Origin of the sequence: Rhodoferax sp. OV413 (assembly GCF_945881795.1) — a bacterium.
Taxonomy (GTDB): Bacteria; Pseudomonadota; Gammaproteobacteria; order Burkholderiales; family Burkholderiaceae_C; genus Allorhodoferax.
This window is the reverse complement of record NZ_CAMCVG010000067.1, coordinates 1-11628: the sequence shown is the minus strand read 5'-3', so window position 1 is coordinate 11628 and position 11628 is coordinate 1. Positions and strand designations below refer to the sequence as shown.

The window sequence follows — 11628 nt, the reverse complement described above, 5'->3', positions numbered from 1 at the left end:
ATTTGGTCGTAGGCCTTGGCAGAGCCGCCAAACTTGGCCGCCAGCACGGTGGTGATCGCCGCTGTCAGGGTTGTCTTGCCGTGGTCCACGTGGCCAATGGTGCCCACGTTGACGTGGGGCTTGGTACGGGTGAATTTTTCTTTTGCCATATTTCAAATCTCCAAAGAGCTAATCCCGTGTAGTGGTTTTACGTCTGCACGATGTTGCTGATTCGCCCCGCACGGGAACAGGGCGGCACACCGTCGCAGACAAGGAAAAGTTACTTAGCGCGGGCAGCCATGATGGCTTCGGACACGTTACGCGGAGCTTCAGAGTAGTGCTTGAATTCCATTGTGTAGGTAGCGCGACCTTGCGACATAGAACGCAGCGAAGTGGAGTAGCCGAACATTTCGGACAAAGGGACCTCAGCTTTAATCGCCTTGCCGCCACCGACCATATCGTCCATACCCTGCACCATTCCGCGGCGTGAGGACAAGTCGCCCATCACGTTGCCGGCGTAGTCTTCGGGTGTTTCCACTTCCACGGCCATCATGGGCTCAAGAATCACGGGGTTAGCCTTGCGGCACCCTTCCTTGAATCCGAAAATCGCAGCCATCTTGAACGCGTTTTCGTTCGAGTCAACGTCATGGTAGGAGCCGAAGGTCAAAGTTACCTTGACGTCCACTACGGGGTAGCCCGCCATCACACCCTGGGTCAGGGCTTCAATCACACCCTTTTCCACAGCCGGAATGTATTCGCGAGGAACCACACCACCCTTGATAGCATCGACAAATTGGAAACCCTTTCCGGCTTCGTTGGGCTCGACGGTGAACACGACGTGACCGTACTGACCCTTACCACCGGACTGGCGCACAAACTTGCCTTCGACGTCGACCACTTGCTTGCGGATAGTTTCGCGGTAGGCCACTTGGGGCTTACCCACGTTGGCTTCCACGCCGAACTCGCGCTTCATGCGGTCCACAATAATTTCCAAGTGCAACTCGCCCTGACCACCGATAATGGTTTGCCCGGACTCTTCGTCTGTTTGAACGCGGAAAGAGGGGTCTTCTGCGGCCAAACGGCTCAAAGCAATACCCATTTTTTCTTGGTCGGCCTTGGTCTTGGGCTCAACGGCTTGGCGAATCACCGAGTCAGGGAACACCATACGCTCCAGGGTGATCACAGCCGAGGGATCGCACAAGGTTTCGCCCGTGGTGACATCTTTCAAGCCCACGCAAGCAGCGATGTCGCCGGCGCGGATTTCGTCGACTTCTTCACGGTTGTTGGCATGCATTTGCACGATGCGGCCAATACGCTCTTTTTTGCCGCGCACCGCGTTGTAGACGGTGTCGCCTTTCTTCAGCACGCCGGAATAAACACGCACGAAGGTCAGCTGGCCTACGAACGGGTCGGTCATCAGCTTGAAGGCCAAGGCGGCGAATTTCTCGTCGTCGTCAGCCTTGCGGGTGGTCTCCTTCTCGTCTTCGTCGAAGCCCTTGATCGCCTTCACGTCCAAGGGGGAAGGCATCAGTTCAATCACAGCGTCCAACATGCGCTGCACGCCTTTGTTCTTGAAGGCAGTACCGCACAACATCGGCTGGATTTCGCCGGCGATGGTGCGCGCGCGCAGACCGGCGGTGATTTCTTCTTCGGTCAACTCGCCTTCTTCCAGGTACTTGTTCATCAGGTCTTCGGAAGCCTCAGCAGCAGCCTCGACCATCTTCTCGCGCCACTCTTTGGCGGTTTCCAAAAGGTCCGCAGGGATTTCTTCGAAGTTGAACTTCATGCCTTGGGAAGCTTCATCCCAAATGATGGCCTTCATCTTGCGCAGGTCCACTACGCCGGTGAAGTTTTCTTCAGCGCCGATAGGGATCACGATCGGCACGGGGCTGGCCTTCAGGCGCAACTTCATCTGCTCCACAACCTTGAAGAAGTTGGCACCGGTACGGTCCATCTTGTTCACAAATGCCAAGCGGGGCACCTTGTATTTATTTGCCTGACGCCACACGGTTTCAGACTGAGGTTGCACGCCGCCCACAGCGCAATACACCATGCAAGCGCCGTCCAGCACGCGCATGGAACGCTCCACTTCAATCGTGAAGTCCACGTGTCCGGGGGTGTCGATGATGTTGATGCGATGCTCGGCAAAGGAGGAGTCCATGCCCTTCCAGAAGCAGGTGGTCGCTGCGGATGTGATGGTGATACCGCGCTCTTGCTCTTGCTCCATCCAGTCCATGGTGGCCGCGCCATCGTGCACTTCGCCGATTTTGTGGTTCACGCCGGTATAGAAAAGAATACGCTCGGTCGTGGTGGTTTTTCCGGCGTCGATGTGCGCAGAAATACCAATATTGCGATAGCGCTCAATGGGGGTAGTGCGAGCCATGATGGATCCTTGGTTGATCAAATTCTTGAGGGGGTCTGCCGCCCGATGCGGCGAGACATAACGACTCTCAGAGTGTGGCCGCCCGGCATGACACCGTCATGGCGCCAGCCGCAACCGCCAAGCTCTGAAAGACGCGATTTCCGATGCTTAGAAACGGAAGTGAGAGAAAGCCTTGTTGGCTTCTGCCATACGGTGCACTTCGTCACGCTTTTTCATGGCGCCGCCACGGCCTTCGGTGGCTTCCAACATTTCGTTGGCAAGGCGTTGGGCCATGGACTTTTCACCGCGCTTGCGGGCTGCCTCTTTGATCCAGCGCATGGACAAAGCCAGGCGGCGGACGGGGCGCACTTCAACGGGCACTTGGTAGTTAGCACCACCGACGCGACGGGACTTCACTTCGACCATGGGCTTGACGTTGTTGATAGCAACGGTGAAGGCTTCCAACGGGTCTTTATCAGGATGCTTCTTACCGATCAGTTCCAGCGCTCCGTAAATGATGCGCTCGGCAACTGCTTTTTTGCCGCCTTCCATGATCACGTTCATGAATTTGGACAGCTCGACATTGCCGAACTTAGGATCCGGCAGGATTTCACGTTTAGGGACTTCGCGACGACGTGGCATATTTCACCTCATATTGCTTCAGTTGGCGTCTTTTCAGACACCGCGAGAGTTCAATCAAACCCTCACTTACTCGACCCACTCGGACGATTCCGGGCTTCGGGTCACTACGCTGCCTCTCCGCGCCACGCGGGGGAACAGCACCAAAAAATCGAACCGTTCTGGCTTATTTGGCCTTCGGCTTCTTCGCACCGTACTTGGAGCGGGACTGCTTGCGGTCTTTCACACCTTGCAAGTCCAGCGAGCCGCGGACGATGTGGTAACGCACACCGGGCAAGTCCTTAACACGACCGCCACGAACCAGCACCACGCTGTGTTCCTGCAGGTTGTGGCCTTCACCGCCGATGTAAGAGATCACCTCAAAACCGTTGGTCAGGCGCACCTTGGCGACCTTACGCAAAGCGGAGTTAGGCTTTTTAGGCGTTGTGGTGTACACGCGAGTGCACACGCCACGACGCTGCGGAGAGTTCTGCATCGCAGGACTCTTCGACTTGATGGTCTCGACCTCACGGCCTTGACGCACGAGCTGGTTAATGGTTGGCATTGAAAAACGTCCCTAAACGTTTGAATATTACGAAAACGTGAATCCCCTCGGAATTTCCGAAAAGCCTTCTAATGTATCAGAACCTCTGAGAGAGGGCAAATTCCGACTGGCAAATCATCGAATCCAGAGACGGATTGCGTCCCATGCGCGGCCGAAAACACCGGCCTGCTCCACGCCGCCTAGCGCCTGCAGAGGCACTTCTGCAACCACCTGTTCGCCTGCTTTTACCTTGAGGGTGGCCAAGGTCTGCCCTTTTGCAACCGGCGCGACGATGGGCTCCTGGCGCACGACTTCTGTTTTGAGCTGCGAAGCCGTTCCAACAGGAACCGCGACGATGACGCCGTCGGCACGCCCGACTTTGACCGCACCCGAGCGCCCTTTCCAGACCTTGGGCGTCACAACGGCAAAGCCAGCGTCATAGAGCTTGACGGCCTCGAACGCGGTATAGCCCCAGTTCAGCAGCTTCTGGGATTCATTGGCGCGGGAGTTTTCGCTGTCTGCGCCGAGAACGATGGAGAGCAGGCGGCGGCTGCCGGTGGCGGCGGGGGAGCCCGGAACCGCTCCAGCAGTGGCTAGCGCGGGAAAGTCACGCCGGGCAGTGGCCACCAGGCAGTAACCGGCGGCACTGGTGTGGCCGGTTTTCAGGCCGTCGACGGTGGGGTCGCGAAAGAGCAGGAGGTTGCGGTTGTTGTCGTTGGCTGCGGGGGTGCCCGGGTAGCGGTATTTCTTGATGGCGTAGTAGGGCAGGTAATCGGGGAAATCGCTCATCAGGCGGGTCGCGAGAATGCTCAGGTCACGGGCGGTGGTGGTGTGGCCCGCTTCGGTAAGGCCTTCAGGGTTTTTGTAGCCGGTGCTTTTCATGCCCAGCGCCTTGGCTTGCTCATTCATCATCTGCACGAAGTGCTCAAGCGAGCCGCCCACGCCCTCTGCCAACGCCATGGTGGCGTCGTTGCCGCTTTGCACGATCATGCCCTTGATCAGGTCTTCCACGGGCACCTGCATCTTGGGGTCGATGAACATCCGCGAGCCGGGCATCTTCCAGGCGCGTTCGCTGACCGGAAAGGTTTGCTTCAGGTCGATTTTTTTGGCGCGCAAAGCATCAAACACCAGGTAAGCCGTCATCAGCTTGGTCAGGGACGCGGGCTCGACGGGCATGTCGGCATCTTTGGCCGCCAGCACCTGGTTGGCGGTCACATCCATCAGCAAATAGGCACGCGCTGCGACTTCCGGCGCTCGGGGTGCTTCGGCAGAGGCTACAAAAGCGGAGGCGGCCAAAACTGCGGCAAAGAGGAATTTCATAGATCAGTCCGAGAGGGGATTCTGTAACGCTGCAAAGCGCGGGGCGGGAAGGGGCGGGCTTGGGGCCTTGCTGGCCTGAAGCGGTCTCAGGCCATCAAATGCCGCACCACCAGGCTGCGCAGCAAGGGCAATTGTCCATGAAAAAAATGCCCGCCGCCGGGCACGACAGTCACCGGCAGGCTCTGCGGGCGCGCCCAATCCATCACGTCGGACAGAGGAACCGTGTCGTCCTGCTCGCCATGCAGCACCAGCGTTCGGTCGTGGAACGCCTGTGCCACCGGCGCCACCGAAAATCGGCTCGCCGCAGTACCCACCAGCACCACCTTGGCAGGCTCGCTCGCGGACAAGGCCGCAAGCGCATGGCTGGTCACAAAAGCGCCAAAAGAAAAGCCTGCCAGCGCCAGCGGACCGCTCCCGCCTGCATGAGCCACCACGGCCAGCATGTCCTGCAGCTCGCCCGCCCCGTTGTCATGCACGCCGGCGCTGCCCCCTACCCCGCGGAAATTGAATCGCACCGCGCGCCAACCGGTCTGCACGAACCCCCTCGCCATGGTCTGCACCACTTTGTTATCCATGGTGCCGCCGAACAGAGGGTGCGGGTGCGCAATCACCGCCGTGCCGCGCCATTGGTCTGCGGGCACATCCGCCGGCTCGTCAATCAGCCCCTCGATAACGCCGGCGGAGCCTGCGATTTCAAACTTTTGGGTGGAGGAATTCATGGCGCTATCTTTTTTGTAGCTGCTCGCGCATAACTGGCGGGCGATAGAAGCTATTTTGATGCAAATTTATCGGCTGCGGCAGGGCGCCGGCAAGCGCCCGCCAGGCAGCCGATCAGCGCCCCAAGTGCGGCGGGGTGAGCAGGCGCTCTACCACTTTGCCATTCTTCAGGTGAGACTCGACAATCTCATCGATGTCCTGCGCATCCACAAAGCTGTACCAGACCGCCTCCGGATACACCACGGCCACCGGGCCGGCCGCACAGCGGTCCAGGCAGCCCGCCTTGTTGACCCGCACCTGCCCCGGCCCTGCCAGACCAGCCTCCTTGACGCGCTGTTTGCAGCGGTCAAATCCGGCAAAGGCGTCGTGCTGGGCGCAGCAGGCTTCGCCGTTCTTTCGCTCGTTCAAGCAAAAAAAGATGTGGCGCTGGTAGTAGCCGGCTTGCGCTGTGCCGTCGGCGGGGGGAACCGGGGCGGTGGGCAGGGAGGTGGCGGAGGTGGGGATGGAGCTCATGGCGGGATTCTAGGTTTTCAGTGGAGGCCGGCCGATGTAGCCCAGCAAGTAGACCAATGCCGCGTAGGGCCAGAGCCAGCCCACCCATTGGGCCAGCCCGTTAAAGCGGATGAAGCGACCCTGCTCCCAGAGCTGAAGCGTCTGCGCAAAATACGGGCCTTCGGGCGCCTGATTGAGCAGACTCAGGTAGACCCCCAAGGCCAGCAAGGCCAGCGCCGCATTGGCCCGCCACGGAGCCACCACCAACAACAGCGCCAGCAGCGTGCCCACCCACAAGCCGGCTTGCGCGGGGCCGTCCATCCAGGCCCAGGCATGGACCGGCCCCCAGCTCAGCGCCGCCGACAGGCCAGAGACCAACACTGCAAAAGCCAGCGCGACGCCCACCAGCACCGCACGGCGCCAGGCCGCCCGCACCACGCAAAAGCCCAGCAGGCAAGGAATGAGAAGTCCCAGCACCACGCACAGCATTTCGGTTCCGGGCGCGAGCGGCAGCGGACCTGTCGCCCGCTGGGGCAGCCAAGCCTCAAAGCGGGAGTCTTCCAGCACCACCGTCAGCAAGCCCTGCAGCCGCTCGACCACCTGCCCCTGCCCCAGCGGCACGGCCGACGGAAAAAGCAAGCCCACCGGCCAGGTGCACAAAAGCACGATGCCCCCGCGCGAGTGCGGCACGAACCAACGGCTGCGCAGCGCGTTCCACTGGTCGATGGCGCCGGCGCGCTCCAGGACAAAGGCCAGCGCGGCACCGCTCCAGCCGCCCAGGGCGTTGAGCAGGAAATCTTCCCGCGATGGCACCCGCGAGGGCAGGTAACTCTGCAGCCCCTCCATCAGCAAGGACAGCAGCATCACCCCCACCGGGCCCCACCAGGCCGAGGGCCGCCGCCAGCCCGAGCGCAATGCGCCCAGGCCCACCAGGAGGCCCAGGGGCACGTAGCCGATAACGTTGATGGCGACATCAAAGCCCGTCCAGTACCGCGGCGAGGGGGCCAGCAGATATTCCCAGGTGGCGACACCCTGGTCGCGCCACTCCCAGAATGGAAACAAGCTGGCGTAGACCACCAGCGCTGCATAAAGAGCTGCCAGCGGCCAAGCGGTGGACTTGTGCATGGCGCAGGCCTGCTCAGAAGGGCTTGACCACCACCAGAACCGTGATGGCCGTCAGCAGCAGCACAGGGATTTCGTTGAACCAGCGGTAGAACACATGGCTGCGCGGGGTCTGCCCCGAGGCCAGCTTGCGCAGCATGACGGCGCATCCGTGGTGGTAGCCGATCGCCAGCAGCACCAGCGCCAGCTTGGCATGCATCCACCCGTTACCCGGTCCGCGGCCGATGCCCACCACCCACCAGAGGTAAAGCCCCAGCGCCAGGGCCGGCACCGCCAGCAGGGTGGTAAATCGCAGCAGCTTGCGGGCCATGAGCAGGAGCCGGTCGCGCTCGGCATCCGAGCCGGAAGGCACCAGTGCGAGGTTGACAAAAATGCGGGGCAGGTAAAACAAACCCGCGAACCAGCTGGCGATGAAGATGATGTGAAAGGCTTTGATCCAGAGCATGGACACAGTGTAGCGGCGGGCCCCGCGCAGCATCGAAGGGAAAAGGGCAAAAAAAACCCCAGCACGAGGGCTGGGGTATCAAGCCTTTTTTGCTGTCACACATCAAGGCCCCGCTCAGGGAGGAAAAGCGGGGGGTAGCAAGCTACCCGGCCCGAAATGTAGCAATGTTGCGCAGAGGTGACAAGCCTGTTTCAGCAATTCCTTGTTGCCCGGTGCGACTTTTATAACAGGGGCCCTGCCGGCACGGCGCGCCTGCGCCAGGTCTTTAAGGCACAATTTTGCGCATGACCACGCCCAAGCACCCCAACGCCTCCAACGCTCCCATTGCCCCCTTTGCGCCATTTCCGGCCGGACGCCCGCGTCGGCTGCGCCGCGACGCCTTCACCCGCAACCTGGTGCGCGAAAACACCCTCACCGCCCACGACCTGATTTATCCGGTGTTCGTGGTGGAAGGGCAATCGCAGCGGGTACCGGTGGCGTCCATGCCCGGGGTCGAGCGGCTGAGCCTGGACCTGCTGCTGCCCGTGGCCGAAGAGTGCGTGCGCTTGGGCATCCCGGTGATGGCCTTGTTTCCGGTGGTGGACCAGTCCCTCAAGACCTATGACGGCGCCGAAGCCCTGAACCCGAACGGTCTGGTGCCCCGGGTGGTGCAGGCGCTGAAGAAAGAATTTCCCGAGCTCGGCGTGATGACCGATGTGGCGCTGGACCCCTACACCACCCACGGCCAGGACGGCCTGCCCGACACCCGGCCCTCTGAAAACGGCTACATCCTCAACGAAGAAACCACCTTGCAGCTGGTGCAGCAGGCGCTGGCCCAGGCCCGCGCAGGGGTGGACATCGTGGCGCCCAGCGACATGATGGACGGGCGCATCGGCGCCATCCGCACCGCGCTGGAGGCCGAACAACTGATTCACACCCGCATCATGGCCTACAGCGCCAAGTACGCATCGGCCTTTTACGGCCCCTTCCGCGACGCGGTGGGCTCGGCAGGCAATCTGGGCAAGGGCAATAAAAAGGTCTACCAGATGGACCCCGCCAACACCGACGAAGCCCTGCGCGAGGTCGCCATGGACATTGCCGAAGGCGCCGACATGGTGATGGTCAAACCCGGCATGCCCTACCTGGACGTGGTGCGGCGGGTGAAGGACACCTTCAGGGTACCCACCTTTGCCTACCAGGTGAGTGGCGAATACGCCATGCTCAAAGCCGCCGCCCAGAACGGCTGGCTGGACCACGACGCCGTGATGATGGAAAGCCTGCTGGCCTTCAAGCGGGCGGGGGCCGACGGCATCCTGACCTATTTCGCGCTGGATGCCGCACGCGCGTTGCGCGCCTGACGCTATAAAAAAAGAAGCAGTCTGCGCATATCGGATAAGCGCAAACGGCCTATTTCGACCAAAATCCAGGCATGCGCATCTTCCACATTGAGCCCGGCCGTATTGCGGAAGTTGCTGACCTTGCCGACCTTGCGGGCCTGGCAGCGGGTGACACGCCCCAGGCCTACTTCTGGATCGCCTGCGGGCGCGCGGAATTTGAGGCCCGGCTCAGCAAGGTGCAGACCGCGCTGCAAACCCTGTGCGGCGCGCAGCTGGTGGACCTGCATGTCACCGACCTGATCAACACCCAGCTGCCGTCCCATTACGACTACACCTCGCAATACGATGTGCTGGTCTTCCGCCGGCTGGCAGCTACACGGGGAAGCGCCCCGACATCCCCGACATCCCCGGGCGCCGCCTCGGCCCCGGTGCGCCAGAGCGGCCCGCCCATCCTTCGCCGCATCGACACCAGCCCGGTGGGCTTTGCGATCTTCGACAAGGTGCTGCTCAGCGTGCACCCCGAGGACTGCCACGTGCGCGATGCCTATGCCGACAAGCTCCTGCAAACCGCCACCGCCGAGTCGCGCGCGGCGGGCGCGCGCCTGCCCACCAGCTCCTCCGACCTGATGCTGCGCATCGTCAACTCCATGGTCGACGGCTACTTGGCCCTGCGCCGCGAACTCACCCATCAGCTCGAGCACTGGCAACGCGAGCTCCTCAGCCCTCGCAGCCGCTTTAACAACTGGAGCGCGCTGCTCGAGGCACGCAAGACGCTGCACCAGCTCGACGACGTCTGCGAAGAGCAGCGCGCCAGCATGCAGGACTGGACCGAAGCCCTCAAAACCTGGCCCGAGCCGGACAGCCCGTCCGAGGACCGCGAGCGGGAGCTGCTGCAGGTGCGCAGCCGCGACGTGCTCGAGCACATCGAGCGGGTGGTGCACCACGTGCGCCGCCTCGAGCACAGCGTGGAGACCGCGGTGCAGATGCACTTCAGCGTGCAGAGCAACCGCACCAACCACATCATGCGCACCCTCACCGTGCTCACCGCCATCTTTTTGCCCCTGAACCTGATTGCCGGCATCTTCGGAATGAATTTCGACTTCATTCCCCTGCTGCACAAACAAACCGGCTTCTGGTGGGCGCTGGGCAGCATGGCGCTGATTGCCGGCCTGATGTCGCTGGTGTTCTGGCGCAAGCGCTATCTGGCGCAAAGCACGCGCTGAGCGGACGCGCAAGCACGGCGCCGCACGCCGTTACCATGGACCCATGCAACCCGTTCTTCTTATCACCGGCGGCTCCCGCGGCATCGGCGCGGCCACCGCGCTGGCAGCCGCAGAGGCTGGCTACACGGTAGCGGTCAATTACGCAAGCAACTCACTCGCCGCCGACGAGGTGGTGCGACACATCCGCGCCCGGGGCGGCAACGCTATTGCCCTGCAGGCCGATGTAGCCGACGAGGCGCAGGTGCTGGCCATGTTTGAGAGGGTGGACGCCAAACTCGGGCGCATCAGCGCGCTGGTCAACAGCGCCGGCGTGGTCGATCAGGCCTGCCGCGTGGCCGACATGAGCCTCGCGCGCCTGCGCCGCATGCTGGACACCAACGTGCTGGGCAGCATGCTCTGCGCCCGCGAGGCGGTGCGCCGCATGAGCACCCGCTACGGCGGCGAGGGCGGCAGCATCGTCAACCTCTCGAGTGTGGCCTCCACGCTGGGCTCCCCGGGGCAGTATGTGGACTACGCGGCCAGCAAAGGCGCCATCGACAGCTTCACCCTGGGCCTGGCCCGGGAAGTAGCGGCCGAAGGGGTGCGGGTCAATGCGGTGCGCCCGGGCATCATCGACACCGAAATCCACGCCTCCGGCGGCCAGCCCGACCGCGCAGGCCGCATCGGGCCGCAGGTGCCGATGCAACGCGCCGGCCGCGCCGACGAGGTGGCGGTAAGCATTCTCTGGCTGCTCAGCCCGCAGGCCAGCTACACCACCGGCGCCTTGCTGGACGTGGCGGGCGGGCGCTAGGCCGGCCAGCGCTCAGGGCCTGGGCGCCGGCTCGGCGGGCAGGCCGAAAAGCCCTGCGGCATTGCCCCAGGCGATGCTGCGGGCAACCGCCGGCGGCAAGCCGCCCAGCCAGCTGCGGTACTCCTGCATGATGGACTCATAGTCCTGCCAGCGCTGGTTGATCCAGGTGTCCGAGCCGATCACAAACCGCCCCGGAAACTCGAGCAACAGGGCCCGCCATTCGGGGCACAGGGTCAACACGCCGCCCGCAGAGCAGGTCAGCCCCGGCCGGTACGACAGCTCCCCCATCAGACCCGGGTAGTGGCGCAAAAGGGCGCGTACCCGCTCGACCGGGGTGCCGCCGATGCCGGTGTGGGCCCACAGCAGCTTGCTGCGGGCGCCGCCCGAGGGGGTGGCACGCAGCAGGCCGTCTACCGCGACATCGTCCACATGCGCCAGCACCACCAGTCCCTCCTGCTTGGCACGGGCCATCAGCTGCATGGCATTGGGGCCGGCGGCATTGGCGCTGTCGTAGAGGTGAAACTCGCCCAGACCGCGGTAGGGGCCGGCCGCCGTGCCGCGCTGCAATTCGGCGTCCACCATGGCTGCGATGCTCGGATCGCGAAACCAGCTGCTGTAGTCCGCGCGGTCGCGGTAGAGGCGCACCAGCGGCACCACGGTAACCCCCGCCGCCCGCGCCAGGGCGCCTGCCTCGGTCAGG

The 11628-nt window shown here is 62.8% G+C and carries 13 protein-coding genes; 3 read left to right on the top strand and 10 right to left on the bottom strand.

Going from position 1 to position 11628, the window contains the following annotated elements:
* From Q0O05_RS09050 to Q0O05_RS09010, 9 genes are all read right to left on the bottom strand, one after another.
* A partial coding sequence (locus tag Q0O05_RS09050) for a GTP-binding protein (RefSeq protein WP_293661550.1) occupies nucleotides 1–149 on the bottom strand: 149 nt, incomplete at its 3' end.
* A gap of 110 nt (nucleotides 150–259) precedes the next feature.
* Nucleotides 260–2362, bottom strand: a complete 2103-nt coding sequence (fusA, locus tag Q0O05_RS09045) for an elongation factor G (RefSeq protein WP_293662284.1) — start codon at nucleotides 2360–2362, stop codon at nucleotides 260–262.
* A 147-nt stretch (nucleotides 2363–2509) separates the two neighbouring features.
* Entirely contained in the window at nucleotides 2510–2983 is a 474-nt protein-coding gene (gene rpsG, locus Q0O05_RS09040; protein ID WP_293662282.1) for a 30S ribosomal protein S7, read from the bottom strand.
* A 163-nt stretch (nucleotides 2984–3146) separates the two neighbouring features.
* A complete protein-coding gene (gene rpsL / locus Q0O05_RS09035) occupies nucleotides 3147–3524 on the bottom strand; it encodes a 30S ribosomal protein S12 (RefSeq protein ID WP_011466063.1) in 378 nt (125 codons plus the stop codon).
* Nucleotides 3525–3638: 114 nt separating this feature from the next.
* Complete coding sequence (locus tag Q0O05_RS09030; protein ID WP_293662262.1) at nucleotides 3639–4823, bottom strand: D-alanyl-D-alanine carboxypeptidase family protein; 1185 nt, start codon at nucleotides 4821–4823, stop codon at nucleotides 3639–3641.
* A gap of 86 nt (nucleotides 4824–4909) precedes the next feature.
* The gene (locus Q0O05_RS09025) at nucleotides 4910–5542 is read right to left on the bottom strand and encodes a CocE/NonD family hydrolase (protein ID WP_293662261.1); all 633 of its coding nucleotides are present in this window, start codon (nucleotides 5540–5542) and stop codon (nucleotides 4910–4912) included.
* A 112-nt stretch (nucleotides 5543–5654) separates the two neighbouring features.
* Nucleotides 5655–6053 (bottom strand): (2Fe-2S) ferredoxin domain-containing protein, encoded by a 399-nt coding sequence (locus Q0O05_RS09020; protein WP_293662259.1) that lies wholly within the window; start codon nucleotides 6051–6053, stop codon nucleotides 5655–5657.
* A gap of 9 nt (nucleotides 6054–6062) precedes the next feature.
* Nucleotides 6063–7157 carry a VanZ family protein gene (locus tag Q0O05_RS09015; protein ID WP_293662257.1) on the bottom strand — a complete coding sequence of 365 codons (1095 nt, stop codon included), beginning with the start codon at nucleotides 7155–7157 and terminating at the stop codon, nucleotides 6063–6065.
* A 13-nt stretch (nucleotides 7158–7170) separates the two neighbouring features.
* Entirely contained in the window at nucleotides 7171–7599 is a 429-nt protein-coding gene (locus Q0O05_RS09010) for a CopD family protein (protein WP_293662256.1), read from the bottom strand.
* A 284-nt stretch (nucleotides 7600–7883) separates the two neighbouring features.
* Between Q0O05_RS09010 and hemB the strand changes: the two genes are divergently transcribed.
* The 3 genes from hemB to Q0O05_RS08995 all read left to right on the top strand — a co-directional run bounded on the left by hemB (nucleotide 7884) and on the right by Q0O05_RS08995 (nucleotide 10928).
* Nucleotides 7884–8936, top strand: coding sequence for a porphobilinogen synthase (gene hemB, locus Q0O05_RS09005; RefSeq protein WP_293662254.1), 1053 nt, complete (start codon nucleotides 7884–7886; stop codon nucleotides 8934–8936).
* Nucleotides 8937–9007: 71 nt separating this feature from the next.
* Nucleotides 9008–10138 (top strand): magnesium transporter CorA family protein, encoded by a 1131-nt coding sequence (locus Q0O05_RS09000; RefSeq protein WP_293662252.1) that lies wholly within the window; start codon nucleotides 9008–9010, stop codon nucleotides 10136–10138.
* Nucleotides 10139–10181: 43 nt separating this feature from the next.
* Complete coding sequence (locus tag Q0O05_RS08995; protein WP_293662250.1) at nucleotides 10182–10928, top strand: SDR family oxidoreductase; 747 nt, start codon at nucleotides 10182–10184, stop codon at nucleotides 10926–10928.
* A 12-nt stretch (nucleotides 10929–10940) separates the two neighbouring features.
* Here Q0O05_RS08995 and Q0O05_RS08990 read toward each other — a convergent pair.
* The coding region (locus tag Q0O05_RS08990) for an amidohydrolase family protein (protein WP_293662248.1) at nucleotides 10941–11628 on the bottom strand (688 nt) is incomplete at its 5' end.